This is a genomic window from Parasediminibacterium schistidii, from assembly GCF_046546515.1.
Classification (GTDB): domain Bacteria; phylum Bacteroidota; class Bacteroidia; order Chitinophagales; family Chitinophagaceae; genus Parasediminibacterium.
The window spans coordinates 1-20,580 of the sequence record NZ_JBKHKJ010000047.1; the positions used below are offsets into that span (position 1 = coordinate 1).

Sequence of the window (20,580 nt, forward strand, 5' to 3'; positions counted from 1 at the left end):
GTACTATTTTGTTTGTTGTACAATAGCCTGCTCTAAAATTGATAATGTTGTAAAGATAAAAATTACAAGTACAAACATTTCAAGCAATTCCGCTCGCATATTCCTCGGTAAATGTAAAAGTGTATTATAGCAATTGTAGAAGTTAAAACAAGGAGGGTGAGTAATATTTATCCCAACATTCAATTAAATTACTTGCTTTCAGAAATGTTTGTAAGTACAGAGCGAAAAGCAGAACACGGCAGGTGCGCCAGAGGGGGCATTCTCTTACCTCAGCCTACACGTTATTAAACTAACAACAATAAACTAATATATAGCAAGTTTATCTTATTGAAGACGAACAAAATAAGGGTACTGCTCGCATTAGTAGTAGATTTTTTGTGAGGCAGCCAGATTTTAGCAAAGAATTTTGGCGTTAGCTTTTTATCCTATCAGTTCGTTTTTTTACTAAAGCATATCCTATCATTGCAAATATTCCAAAAACGATATGAGCGAAAAATAATATAATAAAGAAATCCTTTAGATTCGTATTTAATGGATTATGATAGACTTTAAGCGTAATATACCATCCGATTATACCAAATATTCCACTTATTGCCCCTAGAAGCATTCCCGACTGAATGTTTAGTTTTAATTTATTACTATGCCATAATTTCACATAGATTATAACAAAACTAAATCCAATAATATAATGCAGACCCCATGCTAAGTATGGTGCATATTGTTTAGCAGTTGGTAAAAGGTCTTTAATAAAGACAGTCATAATCTCAGGTTCCCGAAAATTCTCACTCATTAATTCTGAAACTAAATAACTAAAGATAGTCATTGCCGATGTGGCAAGAATACCCATAGATAAAACTTTTTTAAATTCCTGAGTATTCATTTCTATTCAATAATTACTTCACTTTTCATTGGGTTACTAAAATATTTCCAAGTAAAAATTATAGGAAGAGCCTTTATAGTTATGGAAAAAGCATTAATGAGATATATCTGAGGGTACACGCCAAAATACACGCAAATAGAAGAATCAATAATCACCCAAACGCTGAATGCAACCACAATCGCATTTCTTGACCATCGTTGCTTCTCCTTGAAAGGGTAACGGGCAATAAATGCCAATAAAATATAACAGCAGGTGATTGTTCCGCCCAAAGGGCCATAAATAAAAGCACGAAAGCGTTCTGCCCCTGAGGGAAACTGAGTACTATTCCAAAAAATAACGGCAAGCATTTTATTATAAGGAATGAATAATAAATTATTCCCATACAAGGCAAAAACAATACCCCATATAGCAAAAAGTAAACTACTATTGAAAAGCCACTTTTGCCAGAATAAAAAATGATTATTGTTTAAATGATTTTCCATGGAGTGTAAATTTAAGTTGTTAATGACCGGCAATTGTTATAGGATTTTTTAAAACAGTTACACCATTCACACATTTTAAAAAATAATTATGTTGATTTGCTTACCCCGCTTTGCAAGGCCTGTGGCTTTGAAGCCTACTTTATTGCTTGTAGCAACAAAAACACTATAACAAGTAATCAATACCAATAAGCCCCACTCGTGCAAATGTTCCGCAAATCAGGTCACTTGAGCAGAGCTCAGCTCAACCACTATTACTTTCAGCCAAATAGAAAACCAGCAATTATTGCAACAAGTGCTAAGGGAGGCGTTGCGTAAATAGGCGTTCTAAATTCCTCCGAGGTTTTTGAAACCTCGGAGGTAGGCTGTTTAGAATCAGCGGTTCTTCTTCGTACAGTATTCAACTACTTACGCACAAGTACATTTACTGTTTAGTAGTCTTGCCGCACCGCTCTTTGTGCCCTTTAAGTGAAACGTTTTACCTAAAAAGGAGCTTTCTTTGTGCTTCTTTGCGAAAAACTTTGTGTTCTTTGTGGTTAAACCTTCGCTTAAAACTGTACGAAGTCTTTAAAGCCTATTCTTAACAGCCTACCTTGGAGGTTTTGCCCCGTTGCCGCACATGTATTACATGTGGGTTCGCTTAGCTCATTTACAAATTGCAGGAGGGCTAAAAATCAAAGGCTTTGCAAAGTCTCCCTGTTCCTCCTGTCTCCCCCATCATGGGGGCATTTTGGGATGCTCATGGGGGAAATATGCCCCCATATAGGATTTTACTTTTTTAATATCGCTCCATAAATGCCAATTTTACAATAAACCAGCCTTGCCCTAGTGTAGGAATTGACCATTATAGTAGATTCTAATAGATTGGTCAAACGAGGCATTTATCATAAAGCAACTTGTTTTTTGTCGGGGGGTAGCTCCCCCTCGCCTTTTGAGAGCTACGGTGTACACACATCTTTTTAAACATCTTTAACAAGAGGGATTTAGGTGTAAAGTAGAGGTTTTGACAATTCCCCTCTTGAGGGGTGGCCGCAAGGCCGGGGTGGTTATTCGGGCATCTCCTCTGCGCCTTCTCTGCGTTTAATGGCTTTGCGAACCCCTTTTAAACATCTTTAACAAGAGGGATTTAGGTGTAAAGTAGAGGTTTTGACAATTTCCCTCTCGAGGGGTGGCCGCAAGGCCGGGGTGGTTATTCGTGCATCTCCACTGCGCCTTCTCTGCGTTTAATGGCTTTGCGAACCTCTGCGGTTAAACTCTTTTTTTAGTTGAACTAGAGATGCGTGTACACGGTAACTTTGGAGGGGGGTTGGGGGTGAGGTCTAACCCCGTTGCTTAGCATAGTGGCATTATTTTTAACATCAAAAAGTAAAAAGTTATACTATGTTATTTTTACGCAAAAAGTAAGCAGAAAGTAAGCACCTTTTATGCATAAAGTAAGCACAAAATATGCAAAAAATAAGCATAAAATACGCACCAAACACGCATACTTAAAAATACAAAAACACTGATTTTCAATGAGTTAATGTAAAAAAGACACCCGAAAAAAATTTAGCAAAAAATAGTCGCACAAAAAACAGTCAAATTATCTCCTAGCAGGAATTAATTGTAAGTTTGTACTTCACAAAGAAATGAATCCCAAAAAATGAGCAAGACAGTTTTTGATACCGATATAAAACCCATAGGCATCGGCAGCGACCATGCTGGTTTTGAATACAAGGAAGCCATCAAGCTCTGGCTAAGCGAGAATGGCTTTGCCGTGAAAGACTTTGGTACTCATTCGCTAGAAAGCGTTGACTATCCCGATTTTGCCCACCCAACTGCCTACAGCGTGGAAAATGGCGAAACTGCTTTTGGCATCCTTCTTTGTGGCAGCGCCAACGGGGTGGCTATCACTGCCAACAAGCACCAGCACATCCGTGCAGGCCTTTGCTGGGAAAACGATGTGGCCATCCTAGTTCGCAAGCACAACAATGCCAATATTATCTGCATACCTGCCCGGTTCGTGGCCCTGCCTTTGGCATTGGAAATGATTGACACCTTTATGAAAACCGCTTTTGAAGGCGGCAGGCATGCAAAAAGGGTAGATAAAATTAGCTGCTAAGGAGAAGCACGAAGCTTCTAAGTGTCCTTATAGTGAAACTTTTTGGTTTAAAAATCATAACACTTTTCGTAAAACCTTTGCGATTCTCGGCGTTTAATTGCATTGTGGGCTTTGCGCGATAAAATTATATTGTGGAAAGTTATTTCGGAAACCTTCCTTTTTTTCTTCCTTTTCTTCTCTTAAAACTCTGTGCCGCTTTGTGTCTTCGTGCCTTCGTGGCTAATTACTTAAAATTGCACCCGAGTAGCAATACTATTTTTTACAACATGAAAAAAACATACTTAATCCCCTTCATTTTTGCAAGCCTCCTTGGCAAAGCCCAAAAAAATGAAGATGCAGCCACCTTTGCGGCCACTATCACAGGCAAAGCCTTGCATGAAAAACTAAGCATAGTCGCTGGCCCAGAAATGGAAGGCCGGGAAACTGCAACAGCCGGGCAAAGAAAAGCAGCCGCCTATATTGAAGCAACCTTTAAAAAAATAGGTCTAAAACCCGGCAATGGCAGCAGCTACCAACAATATTACCCTGTGTATAGGGATACACTTAGGGTCAGCAGCTTTGCCATTAATGGCAAACCACTCAATTGGAATAATGATTACAATTTTTCTATGCGCAGCATTGGAGGCACTAATGTTCAGTACAGCAATATCGTGTTTGCCGGGTATGGCATAATAGATGAACCCGCCAATACAAACGACTATGCCGGGTTGGACGTGAAAGGAAAAATTGTTGTGGTATTAGAAGGTGCGCCGGATGGCTACAAACCAGTTCCTGTACCAGGCAACCGAAGGGCTGGCAATACAGCCACGCAAATAGCCAAGCAATATTTTGCCCAGTCAAAAGGCGTTGCCGGGTTATTGATTGTTTCTAAAGAATTCCCACGCAAAAAGCCAGCACCTACCCAGGGCAATATGTATTTGAAAGCGGCCGAAGCCAATGGCATTTTGCTAGGCACTATTTCTGAAAATGCAGCTCATGCCTTATTGAGCCAAAGCCCCGATTTAGGCTTTAAAGCAATTGTAGATGCAACCAAAGGAAACTATATAACAGAGATAAAAATAAATATCGACAAAAAAACCGATACCCTGCAAAGCAGCAATGTTTGTGGATTGTTAGAAGGGACAGATAAAAAAGACGAATACCTAGTGCTAACCGGCCATTATGACCACTTGGGCAAGCAAGACGGACTTATTTATTATGGCGCAGACGATGATGGCAGCGGCACCGTGAGCGTGCTGCAAATGGCCGAGGCATTTGTTGCAGCCAAAAAAAGTGGCAAAGCACCCCGTAGGAGTATTTTGTTTATGACCGTAAGCGGCGAGGAAAAAGGCCTTTGGGGTTCGGAATATTATTCCGAGCATCCGTTGTTCCCCTTGGATAAAACCACTGCCGACCTAAACACAGATATGGTAGGCAGGGTTGGCGAGGCTTTTAAGGGAGATACCAGCAACTATGTGTTTATTATTGGCGATGACAAGCTTAGCAGCGACCTAGCACCACTTACAGACAGCATTAATAAAACTGCGAAACTGGAACTTGACCGCCGCTACAACGACATCAACGACCCCAACAAGTTTTACTACCGCAGCGACCATTACAATTTTGCCAAGATGGGCGTGCCCATCATTTTTTATTTCGATGGCGTACATGCCGATTACCACAAGCCCACCGATACCGTAGATAAAATAAACTTTACCCTGATGGAAAAGCGTGTAAGGTTCATTTTTAACACAGCATGGGCTATAGCCAATAAAGAAAGGATGCTAAAAAGGGATATTCCATTGAATATACCTGGGAGGTAGGGGCTTTGTAGGGCGTATTGCGCATACGCCCTACACGCCCTTATGGCATACGATTATTTGCTAAGGTTCTAGTTCAAATATTTAGGTTCAAGATTTAATTATTGAGAAAGCCCTCAACAACCTACGCTATATAAGCGGCCATTTCTATTTGATATTGGGCAGCAACAGCTGCTGCCGCTTCGCCAAAGCCTTCATCTTCAGCAGCATATATAATGGCACGGCTGGCGTTGATCAATAAGCCAATGTCTTTGTTCATCCCATATTTACACACATCATCCAAGCTGCCCCCTTGTGTGCCTACACCTGGCACCAATAAAAAATGCTTGGGTACAATGTCCCGGATATTGGTTAGTTCGCTTGCCTGTGTTGCCCCAACAACAAACATTAAATTGTCTGGAGTACCCCAGCGAGCAACTGTTTCCAGCACTTTTTTATAAAGCTGGTTTTCTTTTTTACCTTGTAAAATATGGGGCACCAAGAAATCGTCTGCACTGTAATTATTTACCACAAGGTGCTGGAAGTCGTTTGCCCCTTTGTTAGAAGTTAGCCCCAATACAATTGTCCATTTGTTTTCATATTCCAGAAAAGGCTTTATGCTGTCTTCCCCCATGTATGGGGCAACAGTAACGGCATCAAAGGGGAATACCTCAAAAAAAGTTTTGGCATATTGGGCAGAAGTATTACCAATATCGCCCCGCTTGGCATCCGCAATACTAAAATGGGTATCAGGAATGTAGTGAAGGGTTTTTTCCATTGCTTCCCAGCCTTTCAACCCCATTGCCTCGTAAAAAGCAGTATTTATTTTATAGCAAACGCAATGCTCTTTTGTGGCATCTATAATTGCTTTGTTAAACTGGAATACCGCATCAGGCAAAGCCCGTAAGTGCTTGGGTATTTTAGCAATATCTGTATCTAGCCCAACGCATAGGAACGACTTTTTTGCTTGTATTTGTTGGATGAGTTGCTGCCTGTCCATGCCGCAAAACTAAGGCAAAGGATAAATATGGAAAGGTAGCATTTGCTATTATCTTAAAATAAAACAGGCTGCCCCGTGTAAACAAGGCAGCCTGCTATATAAGGCCTATTGAATGGAAAATCAATAATTATTGTACAAAAATAGTTTTTGTCAATTGGTTATTGCCATTGCCCAATTTGATGAAATATGTACCAGTTGTAGTGCTAGCAGGAAGGCTTACACTATAAGAAGTATTGCTGCCACTGTGGCTAATTGTTTTTGCCAAAACTGTTTGGCCAAGTGTATTGGTAACAACCAATGTATAATTAGCAGCAACTACAGTACCCAAAACAAAGTTTAATTGTTTGTTTTTAACCGGATTAGGGTAAACAGCTAATTTGCTTGCAACACCACTTTCATTTACAGACACGCTTGCACTGTAAGTAGTTTTGCCATCATTGTCAACAGCTTTGATCCTATAATAGTTTACGCCCGTAGCTGGGGTAATGTCTATGAAAGAATAAGCTGTAAGACCAACTGCTTTTATAGAACCTTTAGGTGCAAAAGAAACCCCGTCTGTAGAAGCTTCCACTACATAGCTACTTACATTTACTTCGGTAAGGCTCTGCCAGCTCACTTTCACGGTGCTATTTGCCAATGCGCTAGCACTGATAGTGCCAAATTTAACAGGGGTAATAATTGGCCCAAAAGCAAAAGCAAAACGGCCATTAGTTGTAATAAAATCGTCTGTGGTAATAGTACCAAAGCTAGTAGTAGGGCCAACCGCAGGCACTGCGGTATTGCCAACTACAACAAATTTATTTGTAATGTAATTAGCCAAACGCAAGCCTTCTGCTGTAATTGCAGTGTCGTAGCGGTACTGGAACGTGTATTTAGCTGCAGTATCGGCACTTGCGGCATAGTTAGCCAAAGCTATTGTATAATAAGAGCCAGAATCAATAGCATTAATTGTAGCAGCATCAAACTTAGTGTTATTTGCTACTTTTCCTATAGTCCAACTAGCAATATAGGTTTTTGCATCGGCTGTGTTTGGCGAAATGCTAACGCTTCTTGCTACGCCAGTACCCGCTTTTACAGCACCAATTTGGTAAGTGAACGGCGTTGTTGAAGCAAAGTTTTTAGCCAATGGCCCGCTTACAAAAAAAGTATCATTTGCGACAGTAGGGAAACTTGCGTTCACATCCAATGTAAGCAATTTTGCTGTTGTGGTGGTTAGTTTGCCTTGGGTTAAGGTAAACACGCCATTAACTGTTGCATTTGCTGCAAGCACAGCATTAGAAGCACCACCTTGGTTAATCGTTAGGTTGTCGTAAGTAATGCCAGCAACATTTTGTTTTGTGCCATTATAGCTGAAAGTAGAACCACTTGTATGGATAACACCGGTGCCTGGGGCAAAAGTATTAAGCATATTAATAGTGCCAGCAATTGTTTTATCGCTTGGCTTGCCGCTTGCTGAACCAAAAAATACAGAACTAAGATAATTGGGGTTAACGATAGCAGCACTTTGGGTAACTACATTGCCGCTAATGCCAGTTATTAGAGCCTTTACAGTATTAGTACTAGTAATTATTTGTCCGTTTAGCGTATCACCAATGGCTACATGAGACAATGATGCATCTGTAAGCGTAACAGATTTGTCAATTGTCGAAAAACTGGTAGCATAAACGGTATCCCTTACATTAAGCGCATGGCCTACCCTAAATACATATAACCTAATTAGTGGTGGCGTGCTTAAAGTAAGAATGGTATCATTTGTAATTTTTGTAATAACTGTTGACGTATCTAAAACAACTGCATTACCTAAAGGATTAGAATTCACTTTATCTCCCACAGCTAGGTCTTCTGGTGCAAACAAAGTAATAGTACTTGAAGCATTATCTATTGCTGAAACATAATAAGAACGGCCGTTGGCAAAAGTGAGGTTGTAAAAAGTCCTGTTGCTGATGGCATGAGGCGCTAAGCCAACATAAGCAACAGTGCCAGTGCCTACTAATGTGGAGGCACCAGTGGAACCATCAGTAAAAGTATTGATAATGCTAATGGTGCCTTTTAGCGTATCAGGAACAGATTTGCTTCCAGAAATTGTCAGGTTGTAATAAGTGCCACCAGGTATAGACTGGCCGCCTGTACCGTTGAAATTAATAGTAGCCCCAAACGAATTACTAACCCGTGGCGTAAATATGCCTGCAACGTTGATGGTTTCGGCAGGTAATGTTAAAGGCAAAGACTGGTTTGCACCTGCAGCGGTAGAAGTTGCAGTTAGGTTCAAATTGTAATAGCTAGCTGCCACTACTTTTTGACTAGCAGTAGCGTTGCCACCAAACCTTACGGTGCTTCCCATTGCTAAATTGCCGAAACTAAGACTGTCTGTAGCAGCCCCTTGGTAATAAAAAGTGCCACCAGCAAGCACGTCTACAGTACCAATAAACTTAGATAGGCCAGCGGACGTAAAAGAAATAATTGAATCTTGCGCCCCAACTACTACTTTGGAACCTGTACCAGAAACAATCCAGCGCACATTGCTCGTATACCCATTTGCCTGGATATTGAATATTTGGTTGGGCAATGTAAAAGATGTGGGCAATGTGCCTTTTGTGCCATCAGCATTGGTAGTCCAGCATTTTAGGTTAGCAACGGAAACACGGACAATTGTACCCTTTGCAGGATCTAAGGAATCTTTCCTTACATAAAAATTGGTTTGGGCAGATGCCGCCAAGCCGCCAATAAGCAGCAAGGCCGTAAACAAATACTTGATTGTGTAATTTTTTTTCATAAAAAATGTTTGTGATAAATAAAAGATGAAATGTATAAAAAATTAGTAAAATAGCATTAGTAAAAGTCAGGAAGAATTTCCCAAGTGAAAGTGGCAATATTTCATACAGGCAAGCGTTTAAAAAATATATAGCAAATATAACAAGCAATTCTACAAAAAAAGAGGAAGCAGGATAGTTATTTTTGGCAATTCGGTGAAAAGAACGTTCCCGGCAAAAAAACAGAGGTTTTTTTGTTAAAATAATTGTTAAATCTTTTTTAAGCCCGATTTAAGCCAATTTAAAGCAAAAACCACAACTTAAACGTTTATTTATTAAGCATTGCAAATAGCTCGTCTTTTGCCGCTGGCAAAAAAACTTTACTAGGTACACTGTTTAAAATTTGTATTTCATCTTTTAAAGAACTTTCATTGTCTAGGAAACGAAACAATGCCTGCACTTTCACTTTAGAGAATAGTTGATGAAAAATATCCCTGCCGGGCATGGTGTTGTTGTGGAGTATATTTAGCAAAGTGGCATCATACAAATAAAAACGCTTTTGAAAAAAGCTTTTTTGAAGCACTGGCACTTCATTTTTTAGCAGTTTAGCCAAGATAGCTTTGGCATTTTTTTGAATAAACTGAAAGGTAAATCCGCTTGATGCTTTGGTCCATCCGCCTGCAGTTCCTATATTAATGATGTTGCCATCATTGGCTTTAAACTGATGGTTGGTCATTGGTATTATGCCATATTCTGTTTCTACAATAGTATAATTGGATAAATTCAAGAATTGCTGCAGGTAATTTTTCAGCAATATATCGTAGTCTTCCTTGGGTAGCAACTGCTTGTTAAAAAAAGTATATTCTACCAATGCCCGGGTTGGCGATGTAGGCAATACATACACAAAGGCTGTGCCTTGGTCTTGCGCTACCCTGAAATCCATAAACGAAGCCACGCCGGGGTTAAAGGCTGGCTGGTCTGTTTCTATTACCCAGCCTTTGAAATGCTGCAAAAGTTTATAACAATTGTCTTGTTCCAAGGCCTTTTTATCCTCGTCAAACAAAATGCTATTAAAAACGTACTGGGCGGTATATTTTATATTATCGGCTTGCGCATACGCACGGTTGTTTTCGTTGCCCAATGCCTGCACCTCGGCTTTAAGCCATTTTATTTTTGAACGCTTTTGAAGCATGTTCTGCGTATAACTGTACAAATCAATACTCCTTATCATTTTATAGGCGTATGGTTGTATGCTTAATGAGATGCTTGCTTTGCCTGCTTGAAACAAAAGTTGGTGCCAGCGATGATATACTAGGTTTTCAAAAAAGCCTTCTTTCTTTTCCCAAAAGCACCAGGTGCGGTCATTGGCAGTTTTGTCATCGTTATCTATTACCAATATTGTTTTGTTGCGCAGGGTAGGTTCCTGTAATATACGCAACAGCAAGCTAAGGCCTGCACAGCCTGCACCAGCAATTATATAATCAAAGGATTCACTTTGAACCGGGGATTGCATCATTGGTAAGTTATCATCAAACAGTCAAGCAATTAGGAAAATATAAAAATATTTGGTTTAAAGATATATCCTTATCTCTAATTGCAAACAAAAAAATGAATTAAAATAGTATTAAATTAACTGAAAATTAATAGAATGCTAAGGCTATAGCATAAATTATTAAAAAATTGGGTGTTGCAACTCCGGTTCAAGTTTGGTTAATCTGCCTCGATGGCAAGAGATACTAAGAAGCATAAAGTTTTAAGGGAAGAAGCACAAAAGCAAAAAAGATCAAAAAGTATGTTAGTAATACTTTTTAATTTTTTGCTTCGTGTTTTTGATCTTTTGTGCCTAAAAAAGCGATTCGATGTGGTAAGTAGTAAACCTACTTTACTGCCTTGCCGTCAATTGATACCTCCGCATTGGTCATATCCAATTTGTTCAAGCCCTCAATCGTACTGATTTTGCAATTTTCAAAGCGTACATTTTTGGCGAAGAAAATACCGAAGGCAGTGGATGCACTAATATTTACATTTTTGAAAATGATATTCGTTGCCAACGCTTCTGGCAAGCCCCATATCAGCCCGGCACGTTTGCCAGAGGCTGCGGTGGCTGTAATATCCTGAAAAGTGATATTGCTAAATATAGGCGTTAAATCCGTAACTGGTGCAGAAGGATAGGCCGATGCAATTGAACCCGTTACCTTTTGCAGGTTCCTAAATTCTTTGTCCTTTGTCATGTAAGATGAATAAATCAGGATAGGTATTCCTACGTTTGTCATCTTCAGGTTGCGGTAAACAAGGTTTTGCACCAATCCGCCACGGTCACGGTCCGATTTGATGCGGATACCACATTCCGTATTGTTGAAAGTACAATTTTCTACCAAGAAATTGGATGCACCACCCCTAGTGTAGCTGCCCATAGACAAACCATGCCCATAACCAAATTTGCAATTCATTACATGTACGTTCGATGTATTGCTACCGGAAGTAAAATCATCGTCGCCAGTGCTGATATCGCAATCTTTAATCAGGAAATCTTTACCCGAAACATCACAAGCATCAGTATTATGACTGGCAAGAATAGCGTCATCCGATGCAGGGGCACGAACGGTTACACGGCTAACGGTGCCGTTAGAAGATTTTCCGCCAATGGCAATATGGAACATGGGGGAATTCATTAGCGTTACATCTTCTATTAAAATCTTATCGCATTCTTTAAGTGAAATCATACGTGGGCGTTTTGCCGTTTTGTCTGTTTTGGCAAAAGGCCACCAATCTGCCCCTTGGCCGTCAATAGTACCTTTTCCGGTAATGGCAATATCATGCAATTTTTCACCGTGTATAAAATCTGTGCCATCAGTTGTGCCGCCGGGATACCTGCTTAAAGGCAATAATTTCAGCGTTACGCCTTCATCCAAATGAAGTTCCAAGTTGCTGTTTATTACCAATGGCCCACATAAATAAACACCCTCAGGCACTACCACTTTTCCGCCCCCAGCATTGTTGGCAGCATCAATAGCTTTTTGGATAGCGGTGGTGTTGTCTGTTTTATTGTCGCTCACTCCCCCAAAATCTTTTATATTAAATACTTTATTGGGTATGGTAGGCAGCTTTGGCGTAGGCAAATCTACCTGTGCATCTAGGTTTCCAAAAACAAGAAAGCATAGGAATGCTACAAAAGGCAAGCAATAACGTTTTTTCATTTGATTCATTTAATCTTCTACAATATTAATATAAAGGTAACGGTACTTCTTTAAAAGACATATTTATTGCAATGAAGTTTAAGAAGCCTTTTTCTATACCTAGAAATCTATTGCCTACTTTTTTTGTAATAATTATTTTGCAATAAAATAGATTATTCGTAAATTATTATTACAACATTGTAATAATAATTTACGAATAAATAGAGTTATTACAAAAATTATATTACAACTAAAATTACTGATAGAAATTTGTTTGCTGAATGAAGTAACCTTTTTTATTATTTCCCGTACTAATAGGTATGAAAATAAAATCAATGAAAGTAAACTTGACAATTGGCATCTTTGTTTCTGCCTTTATTTTAACTGCGGCATCTTGTACAAAGAATGATTCCGCCACTGCTAACCCAGTTGCTGCCAGGGCAATAAAATTTGTATTATATACAGAAAAGGATTTTTCGAGTGAAAATGACAGTATTACCTTCTCGTTGTTTATCAAAACCCATACAAAAACCCTTTTCGATTCTTCCTTACCTGCTATGAGAATTAAAGACATCCCTACTACCGCCAACAAATTAATCATCGATAAAAAAGTACCGAACGATGATGGCACAGACTTGCAAATCGGCTTCCGCTATGCTATCCAAAATGTGGGCTATTCATGGTATTTGGATAGTTGCAAAACAGGTACAACAAATAAGACGGTGAATTTTTCTTTTCAGTAGGTAATTTCAATGCTTTTAGTTGCAGGTATATTTGTAAGTATAAGTGAGTGTATCCGTTGATTTTATAACATAGGAAACAATATTGCCATTATTGTCAAATTTATAAGTGCAGCTCCCGTTCATAAATTCAGGGCTTTGTAAATAGGCATGGGAAGAAAAGCTATTTATATAATGCTTGCCGAAATATTTGGAGACAAAATCTGCATTGCCTCCAGAAAAATTCCCAATATTATGTCCAAAAAGAGTGTTGGGAAAACTACTATTGATTAGTGCAAGTGCTTTGTCAGTGCTTGAAATGACTTTTGCTGAATATTGAAAGGCAATAACTCTGCTCAATTGCTTAGTGTAGTCAAACTCTTTTATGGCTGTTATATCTCCATCTGCGTTAAAGAACAAAGAATCATATGTTATTGAACCAAATGAATTAGTTATTAATGTTGGTTGGTTATTATTATAATTAATAGCCAAAACTGCACCATAATCACTTTTTATGGCACTTAATAAATTATTTGAACTATATATGTACTGAATTCCCCCTTGAGATATAGCCCTGAAACTATCCAACCGACTATTGCTATAGTACAATTGTGCTGTATCAAAATGATGAAAACTATAATAATTATAGGCTATTGCAATTTTTGAAATATTGTTATGCGCATCATAATTAAACTCAAACGATGTATCATTTTGAGGGTCTAAACCTTGAGTAAAATTAATCAACTTACAAGTTGACGGGGCATCACTTCCTTTTTTTGAACAAGCAATAAACACAGTTGCACAAAGGGCAAAAGCAAGTGCCAATACAGTTACTCCACTTCTCATTTTTTTATTAATTTAGGCAATTACAGTATTAATATATTAACTGGCTATTTATAAAAAGGATTTTTTGCCTGCTTTAAAAAAGGCAATTCATCAATATTGTCTTCTTTTGTTGGTATCCTAAATCCTTTAATATCAGCATAATTACCATAATCGCCGGGCATTTTGTGGCTAGCCATGATAGCAAATAACTGCTTTTCTTCTTCGGTTGCTGCAATGGCGAAGCTACTGTCTGTTACTGCCACAAAATTTCCTGTTACTGTGAGGCTCTTATTTTCATTAAGGGTATATACAACTTTAAAAGGCGTTTGCGATAGGCAACTGTAATACACTATTTTTTCTTTTGCTACTTCCTTTTTATCTTCTATCTGCCCATCGTAAACGGTGCATAGATGCCCCCCCTTTTTGTAAAATTTAAAGTAGGAATAAGTATAATCGTTTTTTGCAAGCGCCCCCTTAGAAACAGATTTTATATCCATGCAAGAGGCAAATGTTAGCAGTAGGATACTTATAAAGCCAGGATAAATTATCTTCATGGGCAGAAAAAATGATAGCGTAAATATATGGGTATATTGGCAATAAATTTGAACGGCAAAATCCAGGTTTAATCCCAAACATATTTCCAACTCCCATCTTTTTGTTTCTTCCAAACCGTGTGGAAAATGCCCTTTAACTCCTTGGTTTTGCCCGTGCTGTCTTTTGATACCCAAATATATTTGCCGTAGGTATAGCCCATGGTGCCGTCTATGGAAGCATCTATAAAATCGGGCGACCAACTAACCGATGCTGTTTTAAAGTAAGGGCGGGCATAAAAATGCTTGATGCCGTCTTTGCCGATAATTAAACTGTCATCCCCACGTTTGATAATGGCATTGCTATCTGCAAAATAACAGAAGCCTTCTGCAATACCTTTTTCCTCAGCCATTTTTTCAAATGCTTTTTCTGCATCGGCAATGTCTTTTTTGGCTTGTTCGTGCAAGTCTGCAGGTTGCATTTTGCAAGCGGCAACTAAGAAAAAACAAAACATTGGGAGGATGTATCGCATGGCTATAATATTTATTGATGCAAATTTATGATACAATAACCTATTTTCCTTTTCTTGCTAATCAAGTATTTTTTCACCACACAACTCACTGTTGCCAACCTTCAAAAGGTTGGCAACCCTGCCATACAACACGCTGGGTATTTATTTCCCCACTTTGTAGTTCCTGGTAGTTTTTGAAAAGCCCAGCCATCAATAGCATGGTTAGCGGCATGGTTTTTTCCGCTATTAAGCAAAATACATAATATGAAAACTAGGATTTTTGCTTTGGCAATAGCCGTAATGGCTTTATCACAAAGCTGCGTGCCTAAAAAGCAATTGATAGCAGCACAAAACGATGCGGCTGCGTTGAGGACAGATAGTGCAAACTTGGCCAATCAAGCTGCAGACCTACAAACCAGGATTGCCAATATGAAATCTAATATTGAAGCATTGAATGGCAAAGTTTCTGATTTGAGCAGTAAGAACAGCGCACTGGGCAGCCAAACAAACGAACAAAAAAACCAGTTGAACCTAAGCAAGGATGAATTGGCTAGGCAAAGCCAACGCTTGCAGCAACTGGAACAATTGCTAAACCAGCAAAGGGAGCAGACCAAACAATTGAAAGCAAAAATGAGCGAAGCACTGAACAGCTTTAACTCCAACGAATTGACAGTAACCCAAAAGAACGGGAAAGTATATGTAAGCCTTTCAGAAGGCTTGCTATTCCCTTCGGGCAGTGCAGTAGTAAACCCTCGTGGCGTGGATGCGTTGGCAAAATTGGCAGCCGTGCTTAATTTGAACCCAGATATTTCGGTAAATATTGAAGGGCATACAGACAGTATACCTATGCGGGGGAAATATATGGACAACTGGGCTTTGAGCACAGAAAGGGCAAATTCTATCGTGCGTATCCTCACAAACAATTATAAAGTAGATCCAGTAAGGGTAGAAGCATCTGGCCACAGCAAATACGACCCTGTTGATGTGAACTTTACAGCAGAAGGCAGGGCTAAAAACAGAAGGACAGAAATTATACTATCGCCAAAACTGGATGAAATGTATAAACTGCTGGAGCAGTAAATACTGTCTTATTTCTTTATTACTATATCATAAGCAAAAGCAACGTGCGGACTTGTTAAGTCTGCACGTTGCTTTTGCTTTTTTAAATAAAGAGGAATACCTTTTGCTTGTTAAAAGAATTACTTTTTAAATGTTTTTTCTACATCGTTCAAAAAGGGCAGTTCATAAATACGGTCATTCCTGTTTAATACCCTGAACCCTTTTATGCCCCGATAATTTGGATAATCGTCTTGCCTTTTTTTGCCTGGAACCATTGCAAATAGTTTCTTTTCCTCCGTGGATATAGCTATGGTAAAGCTGTTATCAGTAACGGCGACAAAATAGTCTAGTATTTTCTTTCCGTTGTTGTCGCGGCTGTACACTATTTTAAATGGCACGGAACTGCGGCATTTGTAATAAACAATTTTTTCCAACACTGTTTGGGCTTTGTCATTTATTTGGGAGATGAACACTTTGCAGCTTTTCAAGTGCGAGTCTTGCGTGTCTTCATATATAAAAAAAGAAAAGTCATAGGTTTTGGTTTCGTCCAAATTGCCTTTTGCAATGTATTTGCCACTCATGCACGAGGAAGCAAACAAAGCAAGCAATAAAAAGGATGGAACGAAAGATTTCATAAGTTGCTTAATTGTAAAAAAAGCTATGGAAATATACGGATTTAATTTGACGCTTTATTTTTCAATACTGCTGCGTGCTTAGCAGTACCAAAGTACAAGCGTCCAACGGTTCAATTCCATTTACTTTTGCTAATTGGTACAATTCATTGTTTTCTGCACCGGGATTAAAAATAATACGCTTTGGATGCAACGAAAGTATGTAATCGTAATATTCTTTCTGGTTTTGCGCATTCAGGTATATTGTTATCGTATCTACCCCTGTTATGCTTGGCATACCCGAAACTATTTCCACATCCCCTGCATGCCCGTTTTTTTTACTGATAGCTACTACCTCATGCTGATGGCTATTTAGCTTTTCAATGGCTAAATAACTATATCGCTCAGGGTTTGCCGATGCACCAATAACTATTGTTTTCTTGCTCATATATTTATTCTATCAAACAAAAAACCTACACCAGCAATTTGGTGTAGGCTTTAATCATTTTATCCAACAATTTATTTGGCCAATACTGCTGCCATTGTTTTTCCAATATCTGCAGGGCTTGCCACAACGTGGATGCCGCATTCTGCCATTATTTTCATTTTAGCAGCTGCTGTATCGTCTGCCCCGCCAATTATAGCGCCTGCATGACCCATCCTGCGTCCGGGAGGTGCGGTTTGGCCAGCTATAAAACCTACCACTGGTTTGGTTGCATTTTCTTTTATCCAATAAGCGGCATCTGCTTCCATGCTACCACCAATTTCGCCAATCATGATTATGCCATCTGTTTCAGGGTCTTCCATCAATAGTTTTACTGCTTCTACAGTAGGCGTGCCAATAATGGGGTCGCCACCAATGCCAATAGCCGTGCTGATGCCCAAACCAGCTTTTACTGTTTGGTCGGCAGCCTCATAAGTAAGCGTACCAGATTTAGACACGATACCAATTCGGCCTTTTTTAAAGATAAAGCCTGGCATAATGCCCACCTTGGCTTCGTCCGCAGTAATAACACCAGGGCAGTTTGGCCCAATAAGTCGTGTTGTTTTACCCACAAGGTAATTTTTTACTTTTACCATGTCTTGCACAGGGATGCCTTCGGTAATGCAAACCACCAATGCAATGCCAGCCTCGGCAGCTTCCATGATGGCGTCAGCAGCAAATGCGGGCGGCACAAAAATGATACTCACATTGGCACCTGTTGCTTTTACAGCATCAGCTACCGTATTAAATACAGGTTTTTCTAAATGCAAAGAGCCACCTTTATTTGGCGTTACGCCACCAACTACCTTGGTTCCATACTCAATCATTTGAGTAGCGTGGAATGTACCTTCTGTCCCGGTAAACCCTTGGACAATAATCTTTGAATCGTTATTTACTAATACTGACATAGCAGACCAGGCATGTGTTTTTTTAATGCGCTACAAAAATAGGGCAAACCAATATCCAATGGGTAATTAATAATAAGTAATAAGCCATAATTATCTAAATACATTTATACTAGGGCTTGGTTCTTGCCCCTCTCCTTCGGAGAGGGGTTGGGGTGAGGTCTCTAATAATCAATAGTATTAACTTAATTAAGTCTGCATACTTAGAAATAAATTCTTTATTGCTACACAAGTATTTTTTCGCCACAAAAGCACAAAGGCTCAAAGTAACACGAAGAAAAGAAAGAAGAAAAAAAGAAAAAAGAACCTGTTTTATGTTATCCAATATACTTTAAACTTCTTTTTCTTTGTGCCTCTTTGTGTTTTCGTGCCTTTGTGGCAGATTAACCAAACTTGCACCTGTGTAGTAACAAAAATCATTATATTTTCTTGGCATGCAGAAAGAAAACAAAATAATTTCAGGTTTTTTTTAATAGCATACCATTAGTGCCTTAATTTGTGGGTTCTTTCAACAATGCTTATATGAAAAGTGTAGCCCAATTTTTGTTCCTGTCATGTTTTGCCACCACGGTTCATGCACAACAATCTTTAAAAAAAGCAGCATTGCCTGTTGCCTCCAGTAATTATGTTTCTAAAGTATGGGTGGCCGACAATGGCGATGGCACTTACAAGAACCCTATCATCCATGCCGATTATTCGGACCCAGATGCCATAAGGGTAGGGGATGATTATTACTTGGTGGCTTCTAGTTTTAACTATGTGCCAGGCTTGCCCATCCTGCATTCAAAAGACTTGGTAAACTGGACAATCATAGGCAATGTATTTACTAAGCAGCCGCCTTATGACAGGTACGACACGGTGCAGCATGGCGGTGGCGTTTGGGCACCATCTATAAGGTACCACAATGGCGAGTTTTATTTGTACTACCCAGACCCAGACTTGGGTATTTATATGGTAAAAGCAAAAAACATCACTGGCCCATGGAGCGAGCCATTGCTCATAAAAAAAGCAAAAGGCTGGATAGATCCCTGCCCATTTTGGGACGAGGATGGCAAGGCTTATTTGGTAAATGGCATGGCTGGTAGCCGTGCAGGCATTAAAAGCTCGCTCATTATCAACCGCATGAGCGTAGATGGCAGGCAACTGCTAGACGATGGTGCTTTGATTTTTGATGGCCACGCTAAGCACCCAACCGTAGAAGGCCCTAAAGTGTACAAACGAAATGGTTACTACTATATATTGGCTCCAGCAGGTGGCGTTGGCACAGGCTGGCAACTGGCTTTGCGCAGCAAAAACATATATGGGCCTTACGAGGAAAAAATAGTATTGGAAAACGGTGGCTCCATTACCAATGGCCCGCACCAAGGGGCTTTGGTAGAAACACAAACAGGCGAAAGCTGGTTCCTTCACTTCCAAGACAAGGATGCTTATGGCAGGATTGTGCATTTAGAACCTGTTAAATGGGTAGATGGCTGGCCGATAATGGGCGTGGTGAAAGATGGCACAAACGTTGGCAACCCGGTGCAAGTATATAAAAAGCCTAATGTGGGCAAAACATACCCAATAGAAACGCCGCAGGAATCCGACGATTTCAACGGCAATACCTTAGGCCTTCAATGGCAATGGCCTGCGAACCCTAAAAGCAATTTCTGTTTCCCGGCGGGTAGCAGCTACGGGTTCCTGCGTTTGTATAACATGCCGGTGCAAGACAATACCGCGAACTTTTGGACAGTGCCTAATCAATTGACACAAAAATTCCCTGCACCTAATTTCACGGCAGTTACCAAGGTAACTTTCACCCCACGAACTGATGAAGAGGAAACTGGTCTAGTGATAGAAGGAATTGATTATGCCTATATCTCCCTAAAGCAAACAGCGGCTGGGCTGGTAGTTTCCCAAACCAAGTGCATAGATGCAGAACATGGCAAGCCCGAACAAAAAACAGAAGCATTGCCCGTAAAGAGCAATACCGTATATTTTAAAGTAACCGTAAAAAATGTTGACCCTGCCTCTGCGGATTATGCCAAGTACAATACCGCCAAGAATACGAAATATGGCAATGCCCTTTGTGTGTTCAGCTATAGCGAGGATGGGGTAAACTTTACCGCAGTTGGCGAACCATTTGCTGCTAAATGTGGCAAGTGGGTAGGTGCCAAAGTAGGCATCTTTGCCATCCGCCATGGCCAAACGTATGAAACAGGGTATGCGGATTACGATTGGTTTAGGATAGAGAAGTAGTCGCACCCATCCCCTAAAGGGGCGTAAATACAGCTCTTGGATTTGGAGGATTAAAGGGATTTGTTTGTCAGGAATACTTTAAAATGACATTAAGGGAAAGAAGAAAAATGCATCATTTTTCTTCTTTCCCTTAATTTTTTGCATAAATCGGGAGTACAAAACTCGCTTTCATCAATCTTGGGTCTGCAGCCATCGTCATTTCGACGATAGGAGAAATCTAATCTTACACAGGCAATTATGCACATTATTAGGTTGCCTACATTTTCAGCAACCAAATTCCCCTCACGAGGGGTGCCCGAAGGGCGGGGTAGTTACTCCGCTACGTTAACCCATAAAAGGATGCGCGCCAAAGGCACGCAATAGCAACACTTCTTTTATTTGTATTGTTTTAGCTAGGATTAAGTTGACGTGGACTAGCTGCGCCCAAACTTCCCGAAAGTTTGGAACCATACGTGTTCGAAACGTTAATAAGTTAAATAATAATTTGGGATATGCAATTTTTAAGGTCCTTTCCACAAAAACGCTGCCTTTGT

18 protein-coding genes are annotated in these 20,580 nt (G+C 39.7%); 5 read left to right on the plus strand and 13 right to left on the minus strand.

Annotated features, from left to right (window positions below):
• Window positions 1-412: 412 nt before the first annotated feature.
• Window positions 413-880: a hypothetical protein gene (locus ACHFIY_RS18020; RefSeq protein WP_410847517.1), complete on the minus strand. Its 468-nt coding sequence runs from the start codon at window positions 878-880 to the stop codon at window positions 413-415.
• A 2-nt stretch (window positions 881-882) separates the two neighbouring features.
• Entirely contained in the window at window positions 883-1,362 is a 480-nt protein-coding gene (locus tag ACHFIY_RS18025; protein ID WP_410847518.1) for a hypothetical protein, read from the minus strand.
• Between the two features lie 1,639 nt (window positions 1,363-3,001).
• Here ACHFIY_RS18025 and rpiB point away from each other — a divergent pair.
• Together rpiB and ACHFIY_RS18035 are read left to right on the plus strand one after the other, a co-directional pair.
• A complete protein-coding gene (gene rpiB / locus ACHFIY_RS18030) occupies window positions 3,002-3,460 on the plus strand; it encodes a ribose 5-phosphate isomerase B (protein ID WP_410847519.1) in 459 nt (152 codons plus the stop codon).
• Window positions 3,461-3,726: 266 nt separating this feature from the next.
• A complete protein-coding gene (locus tag ACHFIY_RS18035; protein ID WP_410847520.1) occupies window positions 3,727-5,262 on the plus strand; it encodes a M28 family peptidase in 1,536 nt (511 codons plus the stop codon).
• A gap of 121 nt (window positions 5,263-5,383) precedes the next feature.
• On the opposite strand, the gene pyrF is transcribed toward ACHFIY_RS18035, so the two are convergent.
• From pyrF to ACHFIY_RS18055, 4 genes are all read right to left on the minus strand, one after another.
• Window positions 5,384-6,238 carry an orotidine-5'-phosphate decarboxylase gene (gene pyrF, locus ACHFIY_RS18040; protein ID WP_410847521.1) on the minus strand — a complete coding sequence of 285 codons (855 nt, stop codon included), beginning with the start codon at window positions 6,236-6,238 and terminating at the stop codon, window positions 5,384-5,386.
• A gap of 127 nt (window positions 6,239-6,365) precedes the next feature.
• Window positions 6,366-9,011, minus strand: coding sequence for a beta strand repeat-containing protein (locus ACHFIY_RS18045; RefSeq protein ID WP_410847522.1), 2,646 nt, complete (start codon window positions 9,009-9,011; stop codon window positions 6,366-6,368).
• A gap of 305 nt (window positions 9,012-9,316) precedes the next feature.
• Complete coding sequence (locus ACHFIY_RS18050) at window positions 9,317-10,504, minus strand: lycopene cyclase family protein (RefSeq protein ID WP_410847523.1); 1,188 nt, start codon at window positions 10,502-10,504, stop codon at window positions 9,317-9,319.
• A 361-nt stretch (window positions 10,505-10,865) separates the two neighbouring features.
• A complete protein-coding gene (locus ACHFIY_RS18055) occupies window positions 10,866-12,185 on the minus strand; it encodes a glycoside hydrolase family 28 protein (protein ID WP_410847524.1) in 1,320 nt (439 codons plus the stop codon).
• A 299-nt stretch (window positions 12,186-12,484) separates the two neighbouring features.
• Here ACHFIY_RS18055 and ACHFIY_RS18060 point away from each other — a divergent pair, with 299 nt between their 5' ends.
• Window positions 12,485-12,907 (plus strand): hypothetical protein, encoded by a 423-nt coding sequence (locus tag ACHFIY_RS18060; RefSeq protein ID WP_410847525.1) that lies wholly within the window; start codon window positions 12,485-12,487, stop codon window positions 12,905-12,907.
• Window positions 12,908-12,922: 15 nt separating this feature from the next.
• On the opposite strand, the gene ACHFIY_RS18065 is transcribed toward ACHFIY_RS18060, so the two are convergent.
• The 3 genes from ACHFIY_RS18065 to ACHFIY_RS18075 all read right to left on the minus strand — a co-directional run bounded on the left by ACHFIY_RS18065 (window position 12,923) and on the right by ACHFIY_RS18075 (window position 14,771).
• The gene (locus ACHFIY_RS18065) at window positions 12,923-13,729 is read right to left on the minus strand and encodes a hypothetical protein (protein ID WP_410847526.1); all 807 of its coding nucleotides are present in this window, start codon (window positions 13,727-13,729) and stop codon (window positions 12,923-12,925) included.
• Between the two features lie 44 nt (window positions 13,730-13,773).
• Entirely contained in the window at window positions 13,774-14,262 is a 489-nt protein-coding gene (locus ACHFIY_RS18070; protein WP_410847527.1) for a hypothetical protein, read from the minus strand.
• A 68-nt stretch (window positions 14,263-14,330) separates the two neighbouring features.
• Window positions 14,331-14,771, minus strand: coding sequence for a YybH family protein (locus ACHFIY_RS18075; RefSeq protein ID WP_410847528.1), 441 nt, complete (start codon window positions 14,769-14,771; stop codon window positions 14,331-14,333).
• A 243-nt stretch (window positions 14,772-15,014) separates the two neighbouring features.
• Between ACHFIY_RS18075 and ACHFIY_RS18080 the strand changes: the two genes are divergently transcribed.
• Window positions 15,015-15,830 (plus strand): OmpA family protein, encoded by an 816-nt coding sequence (locus ACHFIY_RS18080; RefSeq protein WP_410847529.1) that lies wholly within the window; start codon window positions 15,015-15,017, stop codon window positions 15,828-15,830.
• Window positions 15,831-15,949: 119 nt separating this feature from the next.
• On the opposite strand, the gene ACHFIY_RS18085 is transcribed toward ACHFIY_RS18080, so the two are convergent.
• The 3 genes from ACHFIY_RS18085 to sucD all read right to left on the minus strand — a co-directional run bounded on the left by ACHFIY_RS18085 (window position 15,950) and on the right by sucD (window position 17,812).
• The gene (locus ACHFIY_RS18085) at window positions 15,950-16,444 is read right to left on the minus strand and encodes a hypothetical protein (RefSeq protein ID WP_410847530.1); all 495 of its coding nucleotides are present in this window, start codon (window positions 16,442-16,444) and stop codon (window positions 15,950-15,952) included.
• 61 nt (window positions 16,445-16,505) lie between these two features.
• A complete protein-coding gene (locus tag ACHFIY_RS18090; protein WP_410847531.1) occupies window positions 16,506-16,868 on the minus strand; it encodes a CoA-binding protein in 363 nt (120 codons plus the stop codon).
• A 71-nt stretch (window positions 16,869-16,939) separates the two neighbouring features.
• Complete coding sequence (gene sucD / locus ACHFIY_RS18095; RefSeq protein WP_410847532.1) at window positions 16,940-17,812, minus strand: succinate--CoA ligase subunit alpha; 873 nt, start codon at window positions 17,810-17,812, stop codon at window positions 16,940-16,942.
• A gap of 519 nt (window positions 17,813-18,331) precedes the next feature.
• Here sucD and ACHFIY_RS18100 point away from each other — a divergent pair.
• Entirely contained in the window at window positions 18,332-20,047 is a 1,716-nt protein-coding gene (locus ACHFIY_RS18100) for a glycoside hydrolase family 43 protein (protein WP_410847533.1), read from the plus strand.
• 324 nt (window positions 20,048-20,371) lie between these two features.
• Here the strand turns inward: ACHFIY_RS18100 and ACHFIY_RS18105 are convergent.
• On the minus strand, window positions 20,372-20,580 hold a 209-nt coding region (locus ACHFIY_RS18105), incomplete at its 5' end, for a hypothetical protein (RefSeq protein ID WP_410847534.1).